Origin of the sequence: Bradyrhizobium sp. CCBAU 11430, assembly GCF_028128855.1 — a bacterium.
Classification (GTDB): domain Bacteria; phylum Pseudomonadota; class Alphaproteobacteria; order Rhizobiales; family Xanthobacteraceae; genus Bradyrhizobium; species Bradyrhizobium ottawaense.
In genome coordinates this window covers 38,759-60,611 of sequence record NZ_LBJV01000043.1, presented here as the reverse complement: position 1 = coordinate 60,611, position 21,853 = coordinate 38,759, and the positions used below count along the sequence as shown (strand labels likewise).

Annotated in this window: 23 protein-coding genes and 1 pseudogene; 8 read left to right on the top strand and 16 right to left on the bottom strand. The window is 65.5% G+C overall.

Translation table 11 applies throughout. The annotated features are described in order from the left end of the window. Positions 1 to 216 (bottom strand): annotated as a pseudogene (locus XI04_RS11530) (outer membrane beta-barrel protein); the annotation flags it as partial. A 193-nt stretch (positions 217 to 409) separates the two neighbouring features. Between XI04_RS11530 and XI04_RS11525 the strand changes: the two are divergent. Beyond that, a complete protein-coding gene (locus tag XI04_RS11525; protein WP_028140002.1) occupies positions 410 to 1,414 on the top strand; it encodes a KpsF/GutQ family sugar-phosphate isomerase in 1,005 nt (334 codons plus the stop codon). 128 nt (positions 1,415 to 1,542) lie between these two features. Here XI04_RS11525 and XI04_RS11520 read toward each other — a convergent pair whose 3' ends face one another. Then, positions 1,543 to 2,094, bottom strand: a complete 552-nt coding sequence (locus tag XI04_RS11520) for a carboxymuconolactone decarboxylase family protein (protein ID WP_095425180.1) — start codon at positions 2,092 to 2,094, stop codon at positions 1,543 to 1,545. A 72-nt stretch (positions 2,095 to 2,166) separates the two neighbouring features. On the opposite strand from XI04_RS11520, the gene XI04_RS11515 reads away from it, so the two are divergent. Then, positions 2,167 to 2,550, top strand: a complete 384-nt coding sequence (locus XI04_RS11515; RefSeq protein ID WP_049801872.1) for a winged helix-turn-helix transcriptional regulator — start codon at positions 2,167 to 2,169, stop codon at positions 2,548 to 2,550. Positions 2,551 to 2,639: 89 nt separating this feature from the next. Here the strand turns inward: XI04_RS11515 and XI04_RS11510 are convergent, their stop codons facing one another. The 4 genes from XI04_RS11510 to hemH all read right to left on the bottom strand — a co-directional run bounded on the left by XI04_RS11510 (position 2,640) and on the right by hemH (position 6,390). Then, complete coding sequence (locus XI04_RS11510; RefSeq protein ID WP_028140000.1) at positions 2,640 to 3,083, bottom strand: NfeD family protein; 444 nt, start codon at positions 3,081 to 3,083, stop codon at positions 2,640 to 2,642. Between the two features lie 55 nt (positions 3,084 to 3,138). Beyond that, the gene (locus XI04_RS11505; RefSeq protein WP_095425178.1) at positions 3,139 to 4,143 is read right to left on the bottom strand and encodes an SPFH domain-containing protein; all 1,005 of its coding nucleotides are present in this window, start codon (positions 4,141 to 4,143) and stop codon (positions 3,139 to 3,141) included. A gap of 221 nt (positions 4,144 to 4,364) precedes the next feature. Next, entirely contained in the window at positions 4,365 to 5,342 is a 978-nt protein-coding gene (locus XI04_RS11500; RefSeq protein ID WP_028139998.1) for an ABC transporter substrate-binding protein, read from the bottom strand. A gap of 10 nt (positions 5,343 to 5,352) precedes the next feature. Further along, the gene (hemH, locus tag XI04_RS11495) at positions 5,353 to 6,390 is read right to left on the bottom strand and encodes a ferrochelatase (protein WP_038973462.1); all 1,038 of its coding nucleotides are present in this window, start codon (positions 6,388 to 6,390) and stop codon (positions 5,353 to 5,355) included. Positions 6,391 to 6,473: 83 nt separating this feature from the next. Here hemH and XI04_RS11490 point away from each other — a divergent pair, with 83 nt between their 5' ends. After that, positions 6,474 to 6,872 (top strand): MAPEG family protein, encoded by a 399-nt coding sequence (locus XI04_RS11490; RefSeq protein WP_095425177.1) that lies wholly within the window; start codon positions 6,474 to 6,476, stop codon positions 6,870 to 6,872. A 110-nt stretch (positions 6,873 to 6,982) separates the two neighbouring features. On the opposite strand, the gene XI04_RS11485 is transcribed toward XI04_RS11490, so the two are convergent. The 3 genes from XI04_RS11485 to XI04_RS11475 are packed head-to-tail and all read right to left on the bottom strand — an operon-like array spanning position 6,983 to position 10,829. Further along, positions 6,983 to 8,119: a nickel/cobalt transporter gene (locus tag XI04_RS11485; protein WP_085967885.1), complete on the bottom strand. Its 1,137-nt coding sequence runs from the start codon at positions 8,117 to 8,119 to the stop codon at positions 6,983 to 6,985. After that, the gene (locus XI04_RS11480; protein WP_271591304.1) at positions 8,110 to 8,748 is read right to left on the bottom strand and encodes a DUF1007 family protein; all 639 of its coding nucleotides are present in this window, start codon (positions 8,746 to 8,748) and stop codon (positions 8,110 to 8,112) included. Before XI04_RS11480 ends, XI04_RS11485 begins: the two co-directional genes overlap by 10 nt. Then, entirely contained in the window at positions 8,748 to 10,829 is a 2,082-nt protein-coding gene (locus tag XI04_RS11475; protein WP_212474962.1) for a M3 family metallopeptidase, read from the bottom strand. Before XI04_RS11475 ends, XI04_RS11480 begins: the two co-directional genes overlap by 1 nt. A gap of 138 nt (positions 10,830 to 10,967) precedes the next feature. Between XI04_RS11475 and XI04_RS11470 the strand changes: the two genes are divergently transcribed. The 5 genes from XI04_RS11470 to XI04_RS11450 all read left to right on the top strand — a co-directional run bounded on the left by XI04_RS11470 (position 10,968) and on the right by XI04_RS11450 (position 15,816). Continuing rightward, positions 10,968 to 11,222, top strand: a complete 255-nt coding sequence (locus XI04_RS11470) for a hypothetical protein (RefSeq protein ID WP_018316184.1) — start codon at positions 10,968 to 10,970, stop codon at positions 11,220 to 11,222. 687 nt (positions 11,223 to 11,909) lie between these two features. Continuing rightward, positions 11,910 to 13,052, top strand: coding sequence for a type III PLP-dependent enzyme (locus XI04_RS11465; RefSeq protein ID WP_028139993.1), 1,143 nt, complete (start codon positions 11,910 to 11,912; stop codon positions 13,050 to 13,052). Between the two features lie 129 nt (positions 13,053 to 13,181). Further along, positions 13,182 to 13,769: a GNAT family N-acetyltransferase gene (locus XI04_RS11460; protein ID WP_095425176.1), complete on the top strand. Its 588-nt coding sequence runs from the start codon at positions 13,182 to 13,184 to the stop codon at positions 13,767 to 13,769. 147 nt (positions 13,770 to 13,916) lie between these two features. Beyond that, positions 13,917 to 14,306: a RidA family protein gene (locus XI04_RS11455; protein ID WP_038950604.1), complete on the top strand. Its 390-nt coding sequence runs from the start codon at positions 13,917 to 13,919 to the stop codon at positions 14,304 to 14,306. Between the two features lie 67 nt (positions 14,307 to 14,373). Beyond that, entirely contained in the window at positions 14,374 to 15,816 is a 1,443-nt protein-coding gene (locus XI04_RS11450; protein ID WP_038950606.1) for a homospermidine synthase, read from the top strand. A 124-nt stretch (positions 15,817 to 15,940) separates the two neighbouring features. Here the strand turns inward: XI04_RS11450 and XI04_RS11445 are convergent, their stop codons facing one another. The 7 genes from XI04_RS11445 to XI04_RS11415 form a co-directional block, all read right to left on the bottom strand. Further along, positions 15,941 to 16,270 (bottom strand): hypothetical protein, encoded by a 330-nt coding sequence (locus XI04_RS11445; protein WP_026201622.1) that lies wholly within the window; start codon positions 16,268 to 16,270, stop codon positions 15,941 to 15,943. A gap of 100 nt (positions 16,271 to 16,370) precedes the next feature. Continuing rightward, complete coding sequence (locus tag XI04_RS11440; protein ID WP_271610546.1) at positions 16,371 to 17,087, bottom strand: MgtC/SapB family protein; 717 nt, start codon at positions 17,085 to 17,087, stop codon at positions 16,371 to 16,373. Between the two features lie 143 nt (positions 17,088 to 17,230). Beyond that, the gene (locus tag XI04_RS11435; protein ID WP_038950609.1) at positions 17,231 to 18,250 is read right to left on the bottom strand and encodes a WD40 repeat domain-containing protein; all 1,020 of its coding nucleotides are present in this window, start codon (positions 18,248 to 18,250) and stop codon (positions 17,231 to 17,233) included. Beyond that, positions 18,250 to 19,296: a CobW family GTP-binding protein gene (locus XI04_RS11430; RefSeq protein ID WP_018316192.1), complete on the bottom strand. Its 1,047-nt coding sequence runs from the start codon at positions 19,294 to 19,296 to the stop codon at positions 18,250 to 18,252. Before XI04_RS11430 ends, XI04_RS11435 begins: the two co-directional genes overlap by 1 nt. A gap of 55 nt (positions 19,297 to 19,351) precedes the next feature. Beyond that, on the bottom strand, positions 19,352 to 20,215 hold the full coding sequence (locus tag XI04_RS11425) for a metal ABC transporter solute-binding protein, Zn/Mn family (protein WP_271610545.1): 864 nt from the start codon (positions 20,213 to 20,215) through the stop codon (positions 19,352 to 19,354). Between the two features lie 5 nt (positions 20,216 to 20,220). Beyond that, on the bottom strand, positions 20,221 to 21,090 hold the full coding sequence (locus tag XI04_RS11420) for a metal ABC transporter permease (RefSeq protein WP_028139985.1): 870 nt from the start codon (positions 21,088 to 21,090) through the stop codon (positions 20,221 to 20,223). Positions 21,091 to 21,096: 6 nt separating this feature from the next. Next, entirely contained in the window at positions 21,097 to 21,852 is a 756-nt protein-coding gene (locus XI04_RS11415; protein WP_271610547.1) for a metal ABC transporter ATP-binding protein, read from the bottom strand. Between the last annotated feature and the right edge of the window lies 1 nt (position 21,853).

Below are 21,853 nucleotides of genomic sequence, written 5' to 3'. Positions count from 1 at the left end.
CGGCGCCTGCGGCACGCCCGCGGTGCGGCGCGTCGGCAGCGTCTCGGGCGCGGCAAAGCCGCCGCGGTTGGGATTGAACAGATCGGGCGTGAGGCTCTGGCCGGCCGCGGGCGCGCTTGTGAGGGCCGTCAGCGCAAGACCCGGCACAAGGCACGGCAAAGCCGCGCGCAGGAACTGCGCGCGTTTGCTCCGGCCGGTGCCTGGAGACGACCCCACGATGGAATAACTCCAACGAAATCAAACACTTTCACGGTGACTTCCGCCGGTCAGCGGGAACCATCGTTAATGGAGTTAAAACAATTATGGTTAATGACCGGTTGAGGGCTTAGGCGCGCGCGTCGCCTCCACGGCCGCGGCGTGCTAATGAGGCGCCGACCGGGCGAATGCCCCCTTCTCCCTGGACCAGTACATGCCGAGTTCGAAACCGCTGATGACCGCATCCGGCCCCATCCCCGACAGCGTCGAATCCGCGCTCCGCACGCTGGAGACGGAGAGCGGCGGCATCAACGCGCTCGCCGCCGCCCTGCGCGGCCCGCTCGGCGCGACATTTTCGAAAGCAGTCGACCTGATCCGCAACGCCAAGGGCCGCGTCATCGTCACCGGGCTCGGCAAGTCAGGCCATATGGGGCGCAAGATCGCCGCGACGCTGGCCTCGACCGGCACGCCGGCTTTCTTCGTGCACGCCGCCGAGGCCGGCCACGGCGACCTCGGCATGATCACCACCGACGACGTCATCATGGCGCTGTCCTGGTCCGGCGAGCAGCCGGAGATGAAGAACCTCGTGAACTACTCGGCGCGCTTCGCCATTCCCATGATCGCGGTGACGTCGAACGCGGCCTCCTCGCTGGGCCAGGCCGCCGACCTCGTGATCGAGCTGCCGAAGGCGCGCGAGGCCTGCCCGCACAATCTGGCGCCGACAACCTCGACCCTGATGCAGGCCGCGATCGGCGATGCCCTCGCGATCGCGCTGCTCGAAGGCCGCGGCTTCACCGCGCTGGAATTCGCGCATTTCCACCCCGGCGGCAAGCTGGGCGCGATGCTGAAATTCGTCCGCGACTACATGCGCACGGGCGCCGAGATCCCGGTCAAGCCCCTGGGCACCAAGATGTCGGAGGCCGTGGTCGAGATGTCGGCCAAGGGCCTCGGCTGCGTCTGCATCGTCAACGAAGCAAACGAGGTCGCGGGCATCATCACCGACGGCGATCTGCGCCGCCACATGCGCCCCGACCTGCTGACGGCGTCGGTCGACGAGATCATGACGAAGCAGCCGAAAACGGTGCCGCCCTCGATGCTCGCGACCGAGATGATCGAGGTGCTGAACACGCGCAAGATCACCACGCTGGTGGTGACCGAGGCCGGCAAGGTGGTGGGCATCGTGCACCTGCACGATCTGCTGCGGGCGGGCGTGGCCTAGGGCACGCGCTTTCTCTCCGCACCGTCATTCCGGGGCGCGCCATTCGGCGCGAGCCCGGAATCCATTCATCTCCGAGCTCGCTGCCCAATGGATTCCGGGTTCACGCTTCGCGCGCCCCGGAATGACAGCTACACCGGAAACCGCGCCGCGTTCTCCTCCAGCGGCAACCGCAGCCCGTTCGCCAGATACGATACCGTGCGGTAGAAGCCGCACAGCAGCATGATTTCCAGAATCTGCGCCTCGTCGTAATGCGCCGACAGCTCGGCAAACTCTTGATCGCTGAACGTCGCGCGGTGATGCAGCGCGTCGACCGCTGCGATCAGCGCCTGTTCGGCCGGCGACCAGCACGGTGACGTCGCATCGCCCTGCACTGTGGCACGCACCTCGTCTTCGGCGAGCTTCGCCGGCCCGGCGAAAACCGCGACATGCACGCCCCATTCATACTCGCATCTGTTCAGCGCACAGGTGCGGTCGATGACGATCTCGCGCTGGCGCAGCGAGAGCGGGCCGGGGTCGAGCAGGCCGCCGGCGCGAAATTTGTCCCAGGCGCGGCTGTGGCCCGCCATCACCCGGAACAGGATCAGCGGCGGCGCGCCGCGCATGATGCGATCGAACTGCGCCTGGATCTCCGGGGGATAAGGCGGGGTGAGCGGGGCAATGCGCGGCGTGGACTGGGACACCGGCCGTTTCCTTTGCTACATCTATTGTAGCAACATGCTACACTATCTGTAGCATGTCGCAAGAGGGTGGCGATGGCAAAACAGGCGGCATCACGAAGCGTCCGCGGCTCGCGCACCGGCCGGCCGGTCATGGCGCTGCTGGACCTGTTCGGACGGCGCTGGAGCCTGCGAATATTGTGGGAGTTGCGCGGCGAGCCCCTCACCTCCCGCGCCCTGCGCACCGCCTGCGACGACGCCTCGCCGACAGTGCTGCAAGCGCGCCTGACGGAGTTGCGCGAGGCGGGGTTCGTGGAGCTTGGCGAAGGCGGAGGTTATGGGCTGACGCCGCTCGGGCGGGAATTGTGCGAGACGTTCATGCCGCTGCACCGGTTTGCGGAGAGGTGGAAGGACTCTTCCCCTTCTCCCCGCTTGCGGGGAGAGGGTCGGGGTGAGGGGGAGCCTCCGCGCAAACGGTGAGAGACGGACTCGCGGAGAGTCCGCTCACCCGGATTGAATCTGCGATGCAATCCCGCCTCTCCCCGCAAGCGGGGAGAGGCGAAGAATCCTCACGCCGCGGCCACTGTCAGGTTCGCACCGTCCACCTGCACCACCTTCACCCGCGTCCCCGCCGGCGTATCCGGACCTGCGACGCGCCACACCGTGTCACCGATGCGCACGGTGCCGCTGCCGTCGATAATCGGCTTCTCCAGCGTGAACTCGCGGCCGAGCAGTGCCTCGGTACGCTTGTTGAGGAACGGACTGGCGCTTGCATCCGGCTTCGGCCGCGCAAGGCGGCGCCATATCGGCACGGCGGCTGCGGCGAACACCGCGAACATCACGAGCTGGATCTGCCACGATAGGACGACGGTGAACGAAATCAGGCCGACGAGCAGCGCGGCGAGCCCGAGCCAGAACAGGAATATGCCCGGCGCCAGCACCTCCAGCGCCATCAGGATGAAGCCGAAGATCAGCCAGTTCCAGGTGCCGAGCGATACGAACATGTCGGTCATGATACGACCTTCCATCATGGTGCATGCCCCTGCCTGAAGGGACATGCGCCGGGGACTATCCCTGCCGCGGCGGCACCGTCGGCGGCGTGCTGCCGGTCGTCGGCACCGAGCCACCACGGCGGGCGGCGGCAGCGGCGGACGCCGCGCTTTCGCCGAACGTTGCTTTCGCGATCTCGCCGATGCCGGCGAGCGAGCCCAGCATGGAGGTTGCTTCCATCGGCAGCATGATGATCTTCTGGTTCGGCGCGTCCGCGAACTGGCCGAACGCCTTGATATATTTGTCGGCGATGAAGTAGTTCAACGCGGCGACGTCCCCCTTGGAAATCGCATCGCTGACCATCTGCGTCGCCTTGGCCTCGGCCTCGGCGGACCGCTCGCGCGCTTCGGCATCGCGGAACGCAGCTTCCTTGCGGCCTTCGGCCTGGAGGATCTGCCCCTGCTTGGCGCCCTCGGCGCGCAGGATTTCCGACTGGCGCTGGCCTTCGGCGGCGAGAATGTCGGCGCGCTTGACGCGCTCGGCCTTCATCTGCCGGCCCATGGCCTCGACGAGGTCGGCGGGCGGCACGATGTCCTTGATCTCGATGCGGTTGACCTTCAGGCCCCACGGCGAGACCGCGGCATCGACGACACGGAGCAGGCGCTCGTTGATCTCGTCGCGATGCGACAGCACCTGGTCGAGATCCATCGCACCCATCACCGAGCGGATGTTGGTCATGGTCAGGACCGTGATCGCCTGGGTCAGGTTGGAGACCTCGTAGCTCGCCTTGGCGGCGTCGAATACCTGGTAGAAGGCAACGCCGTCGACCGTCACGGTGGCGTTGTCCTTGGTGATGACCTCCTGCTCGGGGATGTCGATCACCTGCTCCATCATGTTGATCTTGCGCCCGACGCGATCGAAATAGGGCACGATCAGATTGAGCCCGGGGCTCAGCGTCTGGGTGTATTTGCCGAACCGCTCGATGGTCCAGTCATAGCCCTGCGGCACCGTCTTGACGCCGGCGACCAGCGTGACGATGACGAGCAAAACCAGAACAATCGCGAAAATGTCGAAACCGCTCATATTTCCTCCAAGGCAGAAAAGCCCTTTCCCGCGCTGTCATTGGTCGGGAGCGCAACCCTACCGGTTCAGCGGTCGCAATTCACGTCGGTATCGATCCAATTCTGCACAAGACATCCAAACGGGGAAGGATCAAGATATGTATTTGTAGCGGGCCCTTGAAAGCGTGCAGCGGAAACCCAGCGGCAAAAATTAACGAATCCGAAGGCGCGCATTGGACGACTTCATTCGATCACGTCATTCGCTAGGGCAATGAGGCCCGGGTGAAGTGTGACGCCACACTCCCTGGCGGCCTTGAGGTTGACCGCGAGCTCGAATTTGGTGGGGTTCTGCACTGGCAGGTCGGCTGGCCGCGCGCCCTTCAGAATGCGGTCGATATAGTCCGCGGCGCGGCGGAGCTGCTCGGCGCTGTCGGTGCTGTAGGACATCAGCCCGCCCTCCTCGACGAAGGTGCGGCTCCAGAACACCGCGGGCACGCGCGCCTGCGCGATCGCCGCCAGAAGACCGCCGCGGTTGGCCATGGTGAAGAAGTCCGGCAACACCAGCAACCCACCGTCTTTCCGCAAGCCCAGCGCCGCGATCGAGGCCGCGTCATGCACCGGCGCGGGCTCGACCGCCACCTGAAGGGTCCGTGCCGCGTCCTCGATCGTCCGCAGCATCAGCGGCGCGAACGGCGCGGTGGCGGGATTGTAGACGACGACAACGCGGGACACCTTTGGCGTGACCTGCGTCAGCATCTCCAGCCATTTGCCGGCCAGCGGGCCGTCGTAATCGGTGAAGCCGGTGACGTTGCCGCCGGGATGCGCGAGGTTTTCGACAAAGCCCTGGCTGACGGGATCGGTGACGACGGCGAACACGATCGGGATCGTCGTGGTGCGCTGGCGCAGCTCCTCGACCGAGGGCGTGCCGACCGCGAGCAGGACGTCGGGCCTGAGCGCGATCAGCTCGTCGGCAAGCTGCGCGATGCGGGCGCGGTCGCCGCCACCGCTGCGCCAGTCGATCTTGAGGTTGTCGCGCTCTTTCAGGCCATGTCCGGCGAGCGCCTTGACCAGGACCATGCTGCGGGTCTGGCCGATCGCATCATCGGCAGCCGTGACCGAGAGCACGCCAAGCCGACGTGCCGCGTTCGGCTGTTGCGCCAGGACCGGGACCGGCAGCGCCGCGATCATCCCAAGAAACGCCAGACACTCACGGCGGTTCATGGGACGCCCATCAGATCCAGCCCTGAAGCTCGCGCAGCACCAGGGTGCGGATCACGTCCATGCCCGGGTCACTGTCGTTGAGGCAGGGGATCGCGGAAAACTGCTCGCCGCCATTGTGCTTGAAAATCTCGGCGTTCTCCTGCGCGATCTCCTCCAGCGTCTCCAGGCAGTCCGCGGAAAAGCCCGGCGTCACCACCGCGAGGCGGCGCACGCCTTCCTTCGCGAGCCGCTCCATGGTCTTGTCGGTGTAGGGCTGGAGCCACTCGGCATTGCCGAAGCGCGACTGGAAGGTCAGCAGCAGCTTCGTCTCGTCCATGCCGAGCCGGCGACGCAGCGCCTCGGTGGTGGCGATGCAGTGCTGCTGATAGGGATCGCCCTTGTCGACATAGGATTTCGGCATGCCATGGAACGACGCCACGATCAGCTCCGGCTTGAAGGACAGCGTTGCCAGATGCGTCTCGATCGAGACGGCAAGCGCCTCGATATAGGCCGCGTCCTCGTAATAAGGCGGCGTTACCCGCAGCGTCGGCTGGTTGCGCAAACGGGCGAGCACGCGGAACACTTCGTCGCAGACGGTCGCCGAGGTCGAGGCGGAATATTGCGGATAGAGCGGGACCGCCAGGATGCGCTCGCAGCCTTTCGCGATCAGTGCGTCGATGCCCGACTTAATCGAGGGATTGCCGTAGCGCATCGCCCAGTCCACCACGACGTGGGTCCGGTCCGACAGGGCGGCGGCCAGCTTGTCGCTCTGCGACCGCGTGATGGTCTTCAGCGGCGACTCGTTCTGCTCGGTGTTCCAGATCTTTTGGTAGTCGAGCGCCTTGGTACGGGGGCGGCTGCGCAGAATGATCCCGTTCAACACGAACTTCCAGACCAGGCCCTGATCCTCGATGACGCGGGCGTCCGAGAGGAACTCCTTCAGATACACCCGCACGCCCGGCGCATCGGCCGTGTCGGGCGTTCCGAGATTGATCAGGAGCACGCCAGCGCGCGGCAGGGCGGATTGGGCGGCCGGTCTCGCGGCCTCGATGGGGACGACACTGGTCATGGCCCTGTGGGTCGCGCGTTGGTCCGAACTTGTCAAGATGAGGCCGGTTTCGCTAGGGTCGCACCCAGGCGGGGGAGGCAAAGATGACACTCGCGGAATGGTGCGTCTTTGGAGCGCTGCTGCTCTATCTGTTGACGATCGGCTCGATCAAATGGATCAGGTTTCGCCGCTTCGACAATTCCCGGCCGCGCGACCCCGCCTTCTACGAGGACGCGCTCTCGCAGCGCGCGCTCGGCGCGCACCAGAACGGCATCGAGACCTTCCCGTTTTTCGCCTTCGCGGTGCTCCTCGCCGAATTCAGGGATTCGCCGCAGCGGCTGATCGACGAGCTCGCGGCCCTCTTCCTCATCGTCCGCCTCGCTTATGTGCTGACCTATCTCGGCAACCGCCCGACGCTGCGCTCGATCCTCTGGAGCATCGGCTTTGCGATCAATCTCGGGATCTTCTTCATGCCGGCGCTGAAGCGGTTTCTGCCGGTGTGAGGTGCACCCTGTGTCCCGGACGCGATGCAGCGTACCGAGAGATGGGTCCCGGCTCTGCAGCGCACCGTCAAAGGGACGCTGCGCTGCGTCCGGGGCACGAGAAACTCGGCCTAGAAACACGTCGTCCGCTCGGCCGCGATGTAGCCGAACAAGAGGCCAGCGCCAAACAGCAGCACGACGCCGGCGGCGGCGAATTCGATGCCGCGCATGAACAGCGCGCCGCCGCCGTCGCGCCCGGCACTGAGGCGGGCGGCGATGTCCTTGGCGGAGACGGCGACGACCGCGATGGCCGCAACCGTGATCGCGGTGCCCAATCCCATCAGGAAGGTCGCTGCGATGCCGGCCCAGAACAGGCCCTGGGCGAGCGCGAACACCAGCACCAGGATCGCGCCCGAGCAGGGGCGGATGCCGACGGTCAGGATCGCCGCAAAGCCGCGCCGCCAGCCACCGGGGCCGGCGAGCTCGCTCGGCGTGGGGCCGTGGGAATGGCCGCAATGTTCGTCATGAACGTGGTCATGCCCGTGGTGGGCCGGGGCGTGCGCATGACCATGATCGTGGTGATGGTGATCATGTCCGTGATCGTGATGATCGTGGGCATCATGATGATGGTGATGACCGTGATCATGATCGTGCGGCACGCCGGCGATCGCCGGCAGCGGCTGGGCCGCCTGCAGCGCCCGGATGAAAATGCGGCCCTTGACCCAGACGAGACGCAGCCCGAACAACGCGATCAGGGCGTAACTCGCGATCTCGATCGCCCCTTCCGCCTTGCACATGGTCTTGGCGGTCGCGTTCAGCACCCAGGCCGAGATGCCGACGATGAGGATCGCGACCAGCGACTGCATCAGCGCCGAGGCGAACGACAGCGCGATGCCGCGCCGCGCGGTCTCGTGGTTGGCGACGAGATAGGAGGCGATCACTGCCTTGCCATGGCCGGGGCCGGCGGCGTGGAAGATGCCGTAGGCAAACGAGATGAAGAGCAGTGTCCACACCGCCGAGCCGTCGGACTTGGCGGCGCGGATGGTCGCCGACATCTGCCGATAGAATTCCGACTGTTTGGCCAATAGCCAGCCGATGAGGCCGCCGGTCTCGGGCTGGGCCGCCTGCGCCGGCCGCGGCGCGCCAAAGGGGTTTTGCGCGAAGACATCGTGAAGCGCGGCATCGGCCACACCCACGACGAGGACAACGGCGGCGCAGACAAGAAGCCCGCGGGCAATCGGCGACTGAAGACGACCGATCAAGGACAATCCACCGTGATCTTGTTGGCGAACATCATGCCGAAATTCGAGTTCTCGCCGTTCATGAAGGTCTGCTCGTTGAGCTTCTGCGCGCTCGCGGTGCCGTCGCTCGGGCGTTCCAGCTTCATCTGGCAGCCGGCGGGCGCGCCGACCAGTTTCACCGGGCTTTCCTTGGCCATCTGGAAGTCGATGAAGAAGGAGCGGTCGAACACTTCGAGCACCAACTGCTTGGACTTGACCGGGTTCTTCAGCGGCAGCGTGAAGTGCAGGGTCAGCACCGTATCCTTGTAGTCGAGGAAATAGTCGACCGGCTCCTGGAATCGCTCCTTCTTGCCGTCGGCTCGCGCAAAGGTGAAGTAAGCGTATTCCTTCAGCGACTCGACGTTGGTCTGCGCCAGCGGCCCGAGCTCCTCGCGCGTATAGGCGCCCTTGGTCTTGCTCTCGAGCCCCTGCACCGCATAGGCCGAGAACATGTCGTCAAAGGTCCAGGCGTGGCGGACGCCGGTGATGCTGCCGTCGGCCGCGTAGAGCAGCTCGCTGGTCGCGGTGATCCAGACGTGCGGATGGGCCTGCGCCGTGCCCGCCGCGAGCGACAGGCCGGCGGCGAGCAGCAATCCCAACAGGGCGCGCATGCCCATCAGGCGGCCTTCGCGTCGTCGAGCAGGCCGCGCCGGCGCAGCAGCGCGTCGGGTTCCGGAGGACGGCCGCGGAACGCCTCATAGGCGGCTTCCGGATCCACCGATCCGCCCGAGGCGTAGATGTCGTCGTGCAGGCGCTTGGCGACGGCGGGATCGAAGATATCGCCGGCCTCCTCGAACGCGCCGAAGGCGTCGGCGTCCATCACCTCCGACCACATATAGCTGTAATAGCCGGCGGCATAATGATCGCCAGTGAAGATGTGACCGAACTGGGTCGGACGGTGGCGCAGCGCGATCTCCTCGGGCATGCCGATCTTCTCCAGCTCGCGTCTCTCGAAGGCGCGCACGTCGCTGGCCGCTTCGGCCGGCTGGGTGTGGAATTCGAGGTCGACCAGCGCCGAGGAGACGAACTCGACCGTGGCAAAGCCCTGGTTGAATTTTCGCGCGGCAAGGAACCGTTGCAGCAGCTCGTCGGGCAGCGGCTCGCCGGTCTGGAAGTGGCGGGCGAACTTCTGCAGCACCTCTGGCCGCTCCTGCCAGTGCTCGTAGAGCTGCGACGGGAGCTCGACGAAATCGGTGAACACGGAAGTGCCCGACAGCGACGGATAGGTCACGTTGGAGAGCATGCCGTGCAGGCCGTGGCCGAACTCGTGGAACAGGGTGCGGGCATCGTCGGGCGACAGCAGCGAAGGCTCGCCGCCGGCGCCCTTGGCAAAATTGCAGATATTGAGAACCAGCGGCGCAACATCGCCGTCGAGCTTCTGCTGGTCGCGCAGCGAGGTCATCCAGGCGCCGGAGCGCTTCGACGGCCGGGCGAAGTAGTCGCCATAGAACAGCGCCTTGTGCTTGCCGTCGGGGCCCTTGACCTCCCAGACCCGGACGTCGGGGTGCCAGACCGGAACGTCCTTGCGCTCCTCGAAGGTGATGCCGAACAGGCGCGTGGCGCAGTCGAAGGCGGCGGCGACCATGTGGTCGAGCGAAAGATACGGCTTGATCGCGGCGTCGTCGAAATTGGCGCGCTGAAGGCGCAGCTTCTCGGCGTAGAAGCGCCAATCCCAGGGAGCGAGCTTGAAATTGCCGCCCTCTTCCGTGATCAGCGCCTGCATGTCGTCGCGGTCGGCAAGCGCCCGTGCCCGCGCCGGCTTCCAGACCCGCTCCAGAAGGCTGCGCACCGCGTCCGGCGTCTTGGCCATGGAGTCCTCCAGCCGGTAAGCGGCGAAGGTCGGATAGCCCAGCAGCTTGGCGCTCTCTTCGCGCAGCTTGAGGACCTCGACGATGGTTCCGTTGTTGTCGTTGGCATTGCCGTTGTCGCCCCGTGCGGTGAAAGCCTTGTAGACCTTCTCGCGCAGATCACGCCGGGCGGAGCTTTTCAGGAACTGTTCGACCGAGGATCGCGACAGCGTGACGATGGCCTTGCCTTCCATGCCGCGCTCTTCTGCCGCAGCCTTGGCGCTGGCGACGAAGCTCTCCGGCAGGCCCTGGCGGTCGGCCTCCCCGAGCTCCATGACCCAGTCCTGCTCGTCGCCGAGCAGATGATGGCTGAAGCTGGTGCCGAGTTGGGCGAGCCGCTCGTTGATCTCAGCCATCCGCGTCTTGGCCTCCTCGGAGAGGCCGGCGCCGGCGCGGTGGAAGCGGGTGTAGGTCCGCTCCAAGAGGCGAAGCTGCTCCGGAGCCAGATCCAGATTGGCACGGTTCTCGTGGAGCTGGGCGATGCGGCCGAACAGCACGGCGTTCATCATGATCGGATTCCAGTGCCGCGCCATCCGCAGAGAGACCTCCTTGTCGATCTCCAGGATGGCCGGGTTGGAATGCGCCGAAACGAGGTCGTAGAATACGGCCGCCACCTTGCTCAGCAGCTTGCCCGAGCGCTCCAGCGCGGTGATGGTGTTGGCGAAGTCGGGCGCGGCCGGATCGTTGGTGATCGCCGCGATCTCGGCCGAGTGGTCGGCGAAGGCCTGTTCGAAGGCCGGCAGGAAATGCTCCGGCTTGATCTCGTCGAAGGGCGGGGTCGCAAACGGCGTCACCCAGGCCTTCAGCAGCGGGTTGGTCTCGGAGTCCGTAATTTGGCGGGGTTCTGACATCACAAGTCCCGATTTCGTGGCTCAATTGTTGCGGCCAGCTATAGCACGCGATGGGGCTTTTTTGGGCCATTTGCCCTTGCTCCCGGCCGCCTTTTCGGGGAGATTGCGGCCCTCGACAGACCACGGATCCCTGAGCTCATGAACGCGCCTTCCTCGTCTTCCCGTCAGATCGCTTGGCCAAGCGTCATCACCGTCATCAGCGCCGCCATCCTGATCGGCGCGGAGGTGTTCGGCGCGGCCTTCGCCGGTGGCTGGGCACTCGCGATCCTGTTCGGGCTCGGCGACCAGGGCACGCACATCCTGCAGGCCGTGCTGTTCGCGCTCGGTGTGCTCGTGATGACCGCGTTCATCCGCGCGGCCCAGCGTGTCGAGCCCTTCACGAAGCGCCGCTGACGCTTCGCGTGCGCGAGAGACGCGCGCACGAGGCTTCAAGACTTAACGCCCGTTCATCTTCCGCGGCGCTCGCGCAACACCGCGCAAGCAGATGTTAGGCAATTCTGTTCTCAGCCTAAAAAAATTCTTGCGAAGCAGAGTCAAAACGCTTATGTGCGCTCTTGCCCAATTTCGCACGTGCCTGTGGTCGTGTGTCAGTCGGTAGGTATCCGGACAAGAGGCCGGACAGCCGCCAAGGGGTGAAGAAGCCGAGGGGCTCTTCGGAAGTGCGGAAGTCAGAAGACTGAAGGTCGCAAGGCCTGAAGGTCGGACGAGGAAGCAAACCCGGAGCGTCCAGCATCTCTCTCAAAGAGATGCCTTGTCGAAGGTGACTTCGCTCTTTGCAACCGTGACTGGCAGCCGGAGGCGAACCGGCGCACCCCGCTCTCAACGGGGGACGCGACTTAAAGCAACGACGGATCGGGCTTTTTTGGTCTCTACCGGCAGTCCAACGCCGGCGCGGGCTACTGAAAAGGCTTGTCCTTCATTGCCAGGTGTGCGGGCGGGAAATTCCCAACCAATCCACGGCAGCACAGTCTGATTTGAGTCTTTGGCTCGTCACGCCTCCATCGCGTGATCTGGCCGGGGCGCTTATCCGACGACATTTTTTGAACGGATCCCCGTCGCTGGGCCGTTTGGGAGAGTGCTATGACCGAACGTATTCAGGAATTCCTGCGCAACCGCCGCAAGGATGGCCTCGACACCGAGCCGTGCCTCGTCGTCGACCTCGAGGTCGTGCGCGACAATTACCAGACGTTTGCCAAGGCGCTGCCCGACAGCCGCGTGTTCTACGCCGTCAAGGCGAACCCGGCGCCGGAAGTGCTCGCGCTGCTGGCGTCCATGGGCTCCTGCTTCGACACCGCCACGGTCGCCGAGATCGAGATGGCGCTGGCCGCGGGTGCAACCCCGGACCGCATCTCCTTCGGCAACACGATCAAGAAGGAGCGCGACATCGCGCGCGCCTTCGCGCTCGGCATCCGGCTTTTCGCCGTGGATTGCGCCGCCGAAGTCGAGAAGGTCGCCCGTGCCGCTCCCGGCGCGAAGGTGTTCTGCCGCATCCTCTATGACTGCGCCGGCGCCGAATGGCCGCTGTCGCGCAAGTTCGGCTGCGACCCGGAAATGGCCGTCGAGGTGCTCGACGTTGCCAAGCGCCTGGGCCTGGAGCCGTGCGGCATCTCGTTCCATGTCGGCTCGCAGCAGCGCAAGGTGAAGGCGTGGGACCGTGCGCTGGCGATGGCCTCGCAGGTGTTCCGCGACTGCGCCGAGCGCGGCATCAACCTGTCCATGGTCAACATGGGCGGCGGCTTTCCGACCAAGTATCTGAAGGACGTGCCGCCGGTCGTGACCTACGGCCGCTCGATCTTCCGCGCGCTGCGCAAGCACTTCGGCAACCAGATTCCGGAGACCATCATCGAGCCGGGCCGCGGCATGGTGGGCAACGCCGGCATCATCGAATCCGAGGTCGTGCTCATCTCGAAGAAGAGCGACGAGGACGAGGTGCGCTGGGTGTACCTGGACATCGGCAAGTTCGGCGGTCTCGCCGAGACGATGGACGAGTCGATCCGCTACGCCATCCGTACTGCCCATGACGGCGCGGACATGACGCCGTGCGTGCTCGCGGGTCCCACCTGCGACAGCGCCGACGTGCTGTACGAGAAGAACCCGTATCCGCTTCCCGTCACGCTGGAGATCGGCGACAAGGTGCTGATCGAAGGCACCGGGGCCTATACGTCGACCTACTCGTCGGTGGCGTTCAACGGCATCCCGCCGCTGAGGACGTACCACATCTGATCCGCCTCTTTCTCTGAGGCCTGACGAACCCGGGAGCCGGCTTGCCGGCTCCTCCCTGACATTTCGATCTGACGACGTCTTGGACAGGCGTGCTGCGCGCACGCCGGTTCAAGCGGGGACTGACGCGCCATGACCGCTTTTCGGAAGCCACAAATCGCCCTCACCTCGAAAGCCGCTCCGTTCGTGATCCGCGCGGAGCGTGCTGCCGACGTCGCGGTGCGTGAAGCGCTGCTCGATGCCTGCTTTGGCGAAAACCGCCACGGCCGCACCTGCCAGCGCCTGCGCGACGGACGCGCGCCTGCCGCAGGCCTTGCCCTGTCGGCGGTGCGCGAGGGCAAGCTCGTGGGAACCGTGCGGCTGTGGCACGTCAGCGCCGGAGGCAGGCCCGCTTTGGTCCTTGGACCGCTGGCGGTAGACCCTGCCTGCCGCGAGCTCGGGATCGGCGCCGCGCTGATGCATCAAGCGCTGGCCGCCGCCCGGGCGCGCGGGCATCAAGCCGTCATCCTGCTCGGCGATGCCCCCTATTATGCCCGCTTCGGCTTCTCGGGCGAGAAGACAGGCGCGCTGGCGCTGCCCGGCCCGTTCGAACGCGACCGGCTGCTCGCGATCGAATTCCAGGCGGGTGCGCTCGATGGCGCCGAGGGGATGATCGTTCCGACCGGCGCGCCCCTGTCCAAACGGAGGGTCCTTCGCGCCCTCCATGCGCACGCGGCCTGAGGGATTGCCATGATGGTGACGACCGAAGCCGCGTAAAGCGGCAACGCTCGGCTGCGCCGTCCTGACGCCTGTTCTTTCGGGGTTGCGCAGGCCCGAGAAACGCCCTTTAACCCCGCGAAACACGCCTTTTCAGTCGAGGTCCGAAACATGTCCCGTCGCCTCATCTCCACCGGCTCTCCGCTCGAGAAGACCGTCGGCTACAGCCGCGCCGTGATCGACGGCGAGTTCGCCTTCGTCGCGGGAACCACGGGCTATGACTACACGACGATGACGATGCCGGCCGATGTCACGAGCCAGTCACGCAACTGCTTCAAGACCATCGAAGCTGCCCTGAAAGAGGGCGGATTCGCGATGGCCGATATCGTCCGTGCGACCTATTACGTCACCGACGCCAGCACCATCGATGCCCACTTCGCCGTCTGCGGCGAGGTTCTCGGTGACATCAGGCCGGCGGCGACGTTGCTGGTCGTCAGCGCCCTCGCCAAGCCCGAGATGAAGGTCGAGATCGAAGTCACCGCCAAGCGCCGCAGCATCTGACAAGCGCCGCAGCGCCTGATCCACCCCTCACCATTTGTTTGCCAGCACGTTCCGGAGAAACCATCCCATGAGCCCCGCCTCGCAGATCTACGCGAAGATCACCGGTCCCATCGTCATGGTCGGCTTCGGCTCCATCGGCAAAGGCACGCTGCCGCTGATCGAGCGGCATCTCGACTACGACAAGTCGCGCGTCACCGTGATCGATCCCAAGGACGAGGGCCGCAGGGCGCATTGCGAGAAGCAGAATGTGCGCTTCATCCAGAAGGCCGTGACAAAAGACAATTATCGCGAATTGCTGACCCCGCTGCTCACCGAAGGCGGCGGCCAGGGCTTTTGCGTCAATCTCTCGGTCGATACCGGCTCCACCGACATCATGGAGCTCTGCAACGAGCTCGGCGCGCTCTACATCGACACCGTCAACGAGCCCTGGCTCGGCTTCTATTTCGATTCCTCGAAGGGCCCGGAAGCGCGCTCCAACTACGCCCTGCGCGAAGCCACGCTGGCCGCCAAGCGCGCGCGCCCGGCGGGATCGACGACGGCTGTCTCCTGCTGCGGCGCCAATCCCGGCATGGTCTCCTTTTTCGTCAAGCAGGCGCTGCTCAACGTCGCCGCCGATCTCAAGCTCAACGCTCCCAAGCCCAAGACCAAAGCCGAATGGGCGGATTTGATGCGGCAGGCCGGCATCAAGGGCATCCACATCGCCGAGCGCGACACCCAGCGCTCCAAGAAGCCGAAAGAGCCCGACGTCTTCGTCAACACCTGGTCGGTGGAAGGTTTCCTGTCGGAGGGCGTGCAGCCGTCCGAGCTCGGCTGGGGCACCCATGAAAAATGGATGCCCGAGAACGCGCGGACCCACGAAGCCGGCTGCGGCGCAGCGATCTATCTGATGCAGCCCGGCGCCAACACGCGCGTTCGCACCTGGTGCCCGACCCGCGGCGCGCAATATGGCTTCCTCGTCACCCACAACGAGTCGATCTCGATCGCCGATTACTTCACGGTGCGTGACGCCTCGGGCACGGCGGTCTATCGGCCGACCTGCCACTATGCCTATCATCCGGCCGACGATGCCGTGCTGTCGCTGCATGAAATGTTCGGCCGCGCCGCGAAGATGCAGGAGAAGCACCACATCCTCGACGAGAACGAGATCGTGGACGGCATCGACGAGCTCGGCGTGCTGCTGTTCGGCCACGACAACAATGCCTACTGGTACGGCTCGCAGCTCTCGATCGAGGAGACCCGCAAGCTCGCGCCCTACCAGAACGCCACAGGCCTGCAGGTGACCTCCGCCGTGCTCGGCGGCATGGTGTGGGCGCTGGAAAACCCGAACGAAGGCATCGTGGAAGCCGACGAGATGGATTTCGATCGCCTGCTGGAAATCCAGCTGCCCTATCTCGGCCCGGTCAAGGGTTTCTACACCGACTGGACGCCGCTGACGGATCGCCCGGGACTGTTCCCGGAAGACATCGACACCAGCGATCCCTGGCAGTTCCGGAATATTCTGGTGCGGTGAAACGGCGCCTCTCTCCGCCCGTCATTCCGGGGCGGCGCGTAGCGTCGTGCCCGGAATCCATCGGGCGGCAGGGATCAATGGATTCCGGGTTCGCGCTATGCGCGCCCCGGAATGACGAAGAGACCTACTTCTTCTCGATCGGCGGCGCGATCTTCTCCGCCGGTGCCGGCGGCAGGGCCGGCTTGGTCGCCGCGCCTTGTGTCTGCGGCTCGGGGCGTGCAGGCTCGGGGGCCGGCGTAGTCGGCCGGTCGCCGCCGGGCTTGGCTTCCGCGGGCACCTTGCTCTGCTCGTCGGAAGGCGTGCCCTGAAGCGGCGGTGTCGCCTGCGCCAGCTGCATCCGGCTCTCGGCGCGGATCTGCGCGATCGATATGCCTGATATCACGACACCTGCTGCGAACAGCGAACAGGCGATCAGAAGGTCGAGTTTCAGTCTGCGCTTGTCATTGACCGTCATGTCGATCACCGCCTTTGTCCGCGGGATCAACGAAATTGCCCGACCAGGGTTCCGTTCCCGGCAAGGCGGAACTGCGCGCCTGCGCGCCAAAACGCCGCGCTTACTCCGTCGTGCTGACTTCCCAGGTCGCGTGGCGCACGCCCGGCAGGTGCTGGAGATCGGTCGCAACGGTGTTCAACTCGTTCGGATCGACCGCGCTCGCGACCAGCTTCGCCACAATCTCGAGCATGTCCTCGCCGATCTCGACGACCTCGATACCCGCCACCGGATATTTCGCGGCTTCGAGCTTGTCGACGAGCCGGTCGCGCATCTCGGGCAGGGCGTCGGCCGCAACCGCGAGCTTGAAATAGTAGGTCGCCTCGGAGGCCTTCTCGTTCAGCGGGATGCGGTTGATGGCATTGACCAGCGGGCGCAGCATGGTGTTGCCGGCGATGACGAACACAGTCAGCGCGGCCGCCTGCGCGATCATGTCGGCGCCGGCGCAGGAGCCGACCGCGGCCGAGGCCCACAGCGTCGCCGCGGTATTCAGCCCGCGGACGTCCATGCCCTGCTTCATGATGACGCCGGCGCCCAAGAAGCCGATGCCGGAGACGACGTAGGAGATCACGCGCACCGCGCCGTCGGCGCCGGTCAGATGCATGACGAGATCGACGAACGCGGCGGCGCCGACCGCGACCAGCACGTTGGTGCGCAGGCCCGCGGTGCGCTGGCGATATTGCCGCTCGGCGCCGATCAGCGTGCCCAGCACGAAGGCCATGAACAGGCTGACCAGCGTGTCGGCAAAATCAGCAATCTGGAAGGTCGTTAGAAATCGCACTATTCGCGCCGCCATTGAGGATGCGGTAGGGTGGGCAAAGGCGCGCTCTTCGCGCGACGTGCCCACCACTATTGTTTCGCGGAGAGATCGTGGGCACGGCGCAAGGGCGCCTCTGCCCACCCTACGGCCGGAACCATGACGGATTAAAGCTCCAGCAGACCGCCGTCCCCATTTTCATCGGCGAAGGCGAGCAGCGTGCCCTTGGCGTTCCAGGCGATCGCAGCCACCGGCGGGGTGCCGTTGCGGCGAACCAGGATCTCGGCGCCGTCCTCCAGCCGCACCATCAGCACGGTGCCGTCGCTGTAGCCGGCGGCGAGGATGTCGTTCTTGGGGTGACAGGCGACCACGGAGACCCGCGCCTGCAGCGGCGCCAGCATCGCGGGCTCCTTGCCCATCGGGCCGTCCTTGCTGGCGAACGGCCACAGGATGATGGTGTCGGCACCCGAGGTCGCCAGCGCCTTGCCGCCCGCGCTCCAGGACATCGAGCGGACGCGGCCGGGATAGCCGGTCATGCGCATATGCCTGTTGTCGGCAAGCCGCCAACCATGCAGCGCCGCCTCGTGCATCGTGGTGACCAGGAACTTGTTGTCCGGGCTGAAGGTGACGCCGAGATGCGAGCCGGCCCAGGGCAGGAATTCGGCTGATCCCGCCATGTTCGGAAACCACAGCGTCGCGCCGTTGTAATGGGCAATCGCGAGCCGCAGGCCCTTCGGCGCGAACGCAAGCCCGCCGACGGTCGAGGGCACCTCGAGCGACTTCTCCTCAGTCTTGCCGCTCTTGACGAACGCCGTCTTGCCGGCCGACCAGGCGTAGGAGCCGTCCGCATGCAGCGCCACCGCATCGATCCAGCGTCGCTTGGGATCGGTGGCGAGCAGCGTCACCTCGCCCTTGGCGTCGAGCGAGACGACCTTGCCGTCGTCGCCGCCCATGACGAGGCGCTTGCCGTCGGAGGCCGTCGAGAGAATGCCGCCGCCATGCACGGCGACCGTCGTGATTTCGCCTTGGGCGTCCACGAACGCGACGTTCTCTTCGCCGCCGACGAAGGCGGCGCGGGGGCCAAGGAAATGCACCGAGGTCACGCCCATGCCGAGCGTAACAGGCTTGACGCGATCGGTGACGGAGACGATCGAGGCGGAATCGGGGGCCGGCGTAAACTCTTTCATCACGAGACGATGCAGCTCTCAAAACCCTTGCGGATGGCCTCTTCCGGTAATTCGCGGCCGATGAAGACGAGGCGGCTCTCGCGCGGCTCGCCCTCCTTCCACTTCCGCTGATGGTCGCCCTCCAGCATCATGTGGACGCCCTGGAAGACGTAGCGGTCGTCGTCGTCGTGGAAGGCGAGGATGCCCTTGGAGCGCAGGATCTTGCCGCCCTCGACCTGCACCAAATTCTGGAGCCAGGGCATGAACACGTTCGGATCGAGCGGCTTGTCGGTCTTGAGCGACAGCGACTGCATGTCCTCGTCGTGATAGTGCTTCAGGCCGTGGCCGTGATCATGGTGGTGATGATCGTGGCCGTGATGGTGGTGATCATGGTCGTGGTCATGATCGTCGGCCTCCAGGAAATCCGGCTCGATATCGAGGATGCGGTCGAGATCGAAGGCGCCGCGGTCGAGCACGTCGGCCAGGGCCACCGAGCAGCGCTCGGTGCGGTGGAGTTTCGCATAGGGATTGATGCCGCGGATGCGGGCTTCGACCTCGGCAAGCTCGCCCTTGCTGACGAGATCGGTCTTGTTCAGCACGATGACGTCGGCAAAGGCGATCTGGTTCTTGGCCTCGGGCGCGTCCTTGAGCCGGTCGGACAGCCACTTGGCGTCGGCCACCGTGACGACGGCATCGAGGCGGGCGTTCTTCTGCACGTCCTCGTCGACGAAGAAAGTCTGCGCGACCGGCGCCGGATCGGCAAGGCCGGTGGTCTCGACGATGATGGCGTCGAACTTGCCCTTGCGCTTCATCAGGCCGTCCATGATGCGCACGAGGTCGCCGCGCACGGTGCAGCAGATGCAGCCATTGTTCATCTCGAACACTTCCTCATCGGCGCCGATGATGAGGTCGTTGTCGATGCCGATCTCGCCGAATTCGTTGACGATGACGGCGTATTTCTTGCCGTGGTTCTCGGACAGGATGCGGTTCAAGAGCGTGGTCTTGCCGGCACCGAGATAGCCGGTCAGGACGGTCACGGGGATTTTCTGGGAGGTCGCTTCAGACATAACAACTCCGGACATAGGGCTTTTTCGCGCGACGCGAGGCGGGGTGGCCCCTGCCCTAGTGGTCAAGCGCACTGGTCAGGGCCTTTATATTGTGCCTGACCATATCAATGTAAGTGGGTGCAGGCCCCTTTTCGCCGGTCAAACCGTCCGAAATCAGGGTCCCGCCGACTTTTGAGCCGGTCTCCGCCGCGATCCGCCGGATCAACCGGTCATCGCTGATATTTTCCAGGAACACGGCCGGTATTTTTTGGGCCTTGATCTGGCCGATGATGGCCGCGATGTCCCGGGCGCTCGGCTCGGTTTCGGTGGAGACCCCCAGGGGGGCGATGAACTGGATACCGTATTCGGCGGAAAAATAGCCGAAGGCGTCATGGGTGGAGATCACCTTGCGCCGCTCCGGCGGGATTTTCGCCACGGCCTCGCGGACCTCGCGGTCGAGCGTTTCGAGCTTTTCCAGATAGGCTTTTGCCTGGGCCCGGAAGAAGTCCGCATCATCCGGGGCGGCCGCGGCCAGCGCATTGGCGATGTCGGTTGCGTAGGCTTTGGCGTTGGGGACGGACTGCCAGGCATGGGGGTCTGCGGCCGAGCCGAGCTTCAGCGGCGTGATGCCGGCGCTCGCGGTGACGACCACTGCCTTGCTACCTGCAGACTGCACGAGCCGCGGCAGCCAGCCCTCCAGCCCAAGCCCATTGACGATGACGAGCTTTGCCTCCGCGACCCGCTTGGCATCGCTTGGCGCGGGCGTATAGACGTGGACGTCGCTATCGGGGCCGACCAGCGTCGTCACGTTGACCCGATCTCCCCCGACGTTACGGACGAAATCGCCGAGGATCGAGAAGCTCGCAACGACGTTGAGCCGTTCCGCGGCGTGCAGCGGCGAGGCAGCCAGCAACAGCAGACAAAGCAGGATGAGTCGCATCGCCGTCACGCTTCCAGATGCCGGCCGGGAAACAGTTGCCGGACGATGCCGCCGACGCGGCCGAACAGCACGGAGACGATGTAGAGCACCGTCGCCACGAGAATGACCGCAGGGCCCGACGGCACGCGGGTCTGGAACGACAGCACGAGGCCGGCATAGCCGGAAGCCGCAGCGGCGACCACGGCGATGCAGATCATGACGGTGAGATCGCGTGACCAGAACCGCGCGATACCAGCCGGCAGGATCATCAGGCCGACCGCCAGCAACGTGCCGAGCGCCTGAAAGCCGTTGACGAGGTTGATCACGACCAGCGCAAGGAAGGCGAGATGCGCGGGACCGCCGGCGCGACTGACTGTCCGCAAGAACAAGGGATCGACGCTCTCGATCACCAGCGGCCGGTAGATCACCGCGAGCACGAGCAACGTCACCGTGGCGTTGAAGGCGACCACCAGCAGGGTCTGGTCGTCCATCGCGAGGATGTTGCCGAATAAGACATGGAGCAGGTCGATATTGGTGCCCTTGATCGAGACGATGGTGACGCCGAGCGCCAGCGAGGCCAGGTAGAAGGTCGCGAGCGAGGCGTCCTCTTTCAGCCCGGTCGAGCGCGCGACGACGCCGGCGAGGATGGCGACAGCGAAGCCGGCGATGAGTCCGCCCGCCGTCATCGCGAACAAATTGAGGCCGGAGAGGAGGAAGCCGACCGCCGCGCCGGGAAGAATCGCATGCGCCATGGCATCGCCGACGAGGCTCATCCGCCGCAGCATCAGGAAGACGCCGATCGGCGCGCCGGCCAGCGACAATGCGATCACGGCGGCCAGCGCCCGCCGCATGAACTCGAATTCGGTGAAGGGACCGATCAGCGCGTCATAGAGCATCGGTGATCACGCCGCCCGCGAGTTGATGTCATCGGCCGCGCAGGCCGCGGCGGTGTCGTCAAAGGCCTCACACATCCGCATCGCCACCAGCAGGTTTTCCGGCGTCAGCACCTCCGCCGTCGGTCCCCACGCCACGGGGCCGCGCGCCAGCACCAGCGTCTCGCTGAAATGGTTGCGCACCATCTCCATGTCGTGCAGCGCGGCGAGCACGGTGCGGCCCTCGCCGTGCCAGTGCTTGACCAGCGCGAGCAGGTCGGCGGTGGTCTTGCTGTCGATGGCGTTGAAGGGCTCGTCGAGCACGATGAGCGAAGCGTCCTGCAGCAGCACGCGCGCAAACAGCACGCGCTGCATCTGGCCGCCCGAGAGCGTGCCGATCGGACGGTTCTCGAAACCGTTGAGGCCGACGGAGGCGATCGCGCGCAAGATCTTCCCGCGCGCGGCCTTGCCGATCCCGCCGAACAGGCCGGCGTTGCGCCACAGCCCGGTGCTGACGAAGTCGAACACCGAGATCGGGAAGCTGCGGTCGATCTCCGCGCTCTGCGGCAGATAGGCGATATCGCGAGAGTCGAGCCCGCCGAGATGGATGCTGCCGTCGAGCGGCCGGAGGATGCCGACGATGCCACGCAGCAGGGTCGACTTGCCCGCGCCATTCGGGCCGATCACGGCGACCAGCGCGCCACGCGCGACCTCGCCGTTGAGATGGTGCACCGCGGGATGCCGGTCATAGCCGAGCGTCACGTTGTGAAAGTGCAGCGCCGCCATC

Bases quoted from the DNA above. Each gene is read 5' to 3' on its own strand.
- XI04_RS11525 (WP_028140002.1), top strand. From the start codon at position 410: ATGCCGAGTTCGAAACCGCTGATGACCGCATCCGGCCCCATCCCCGAC.
- XI04_RS11515 (WP_049801872.1), top strand. From the start codon at position 2,167: ATGGCAAAACAGGCGGCATCACGAAGCGTCCGCGGCTCGCGCACCGGC.
- XI04_RS11510 (WP_028140000.1), bottom strand. From the start codon at position 3,083: ATGACCGACATGTTCGTATCGCTCGGCACCTGGAACTGGCTGATCTTC.
- XI04_RS11505 (WP_095425178.1), bottom strand. From the start codon at position 4,143: ATGAGCGGTTTCGACATTTTCGCGATTGTTCTGGTTTTGCTCGTCATC.
- XI04_RS11500 (WP_028139998.1), bottom strand. From the start codon at position 5,342: ATGAACCGCCGTGAGTGTCTGGCGTTTCTTGGGATGATCGCGGCGCTG.
- hemH (WP_038973462.1), bottom strand. From the start codon at position 6,390: ATGACCAGTGTCGTCCCCATCGAGGCCGCGAGACCGGCCGCCCAATCC.
- XI04_RS11490 (WP_095425177.1), top strand. From the start codon at position 6,474: ATGACACTCGCGGAATGGTGCGTCTTTGGAGCGCTGCTGCTCTATCTG.
- XI04_RS11480 (WP_271591304.1), bottom strand. From the start codon at position 8,748: ATGGGCATGCGCGCCCTGTTGGGATTGCTGCTCGCCGCCGGCCTGTCG.
- XI04_RS11475 (WP_212474962.1), bottom strand. From the start codon at position 10,829: ATGTCAGAACCCCGCCAAATTACGGACTCCGAGACCAACCCGCTGCTG.
- XI04_RS11470 (WP_018316184.1), top strand. From the start codon at position 10,968: ATGAACGCGCCTTCCTCGTCTTCCCGTCAGATCGCTTGGCCAAGCGTC.
- XI04_RS11465 (WP_028139993.1), top strand. From the start codon at position 11,910: ATGACCGAACGTATTCAGGAATTCCTGCGCAACCGCCGCAAGGATGGC.
- XI04_RS11460 (WP_095425176.1), top strand. From the start codon at position 13,182: ATGACCGCTTTTCGGAAGCCACAAATCGCCCTCACCTCGAAAGCCGCT.
- XI04_RS11455 (WP_038950604.1), top strand. From the start codon at position 13,917: ATGTCCCGTCGCCTCATCTCCACCGGCTCTCCGCTCGAGAAGACCGTC.
- XI04_RS11450 (WP_038950606.1), top strand. From the start codon at position 14,374: ATGAGCCCCGCCTCGCAGATCTACGCGAAGATCACCGGTCCCATCGTC.
- XI04_RS11445 (WP_026201622.1), bottom strand. From the start codon at position 16,270: ATGACGGTCAATGACAAGCGCAGACTGAAACTCGACCTTCTGATCGCC.
- XI04_RS11435 (WP_038950609.1), bottom strand. From the start codon at position 18,250: ATGAAAGAGTTTACGCCGGCCCCCGATTCCGCCTCGATCGTCTCCGTC.
- XI04_RS11430 (WP_018316192.1), bottom strand. From the start codon at position 19,296: ATGTCTGAAGCGACCTCCCAGAAAATCCCCGTGACCGTCCTGACCGGC.
- XI04_RS11425 (WP_271610545.1), bottom strand. From the start codon at position 20,215: ATGCGACTCATCCTGCTTTGTCTGCTGTTGCTGGCTGCCTCGCCGCTG.
- XI04_RS11420 (WP_028139985.1), bottom strand. From the start codon at position 21,090: ATGCTCTATGACGCGCTGATCGGTCCCTTCACCGAATTCGAGTTCATG.
- XI04_RS11415 (WP_271610547.1), bottom strand. From the start codon at position 21,852: ATGGCGGCGCTGCACTTTCACAACGTGACGCTCGGCTATGACCGGCAT.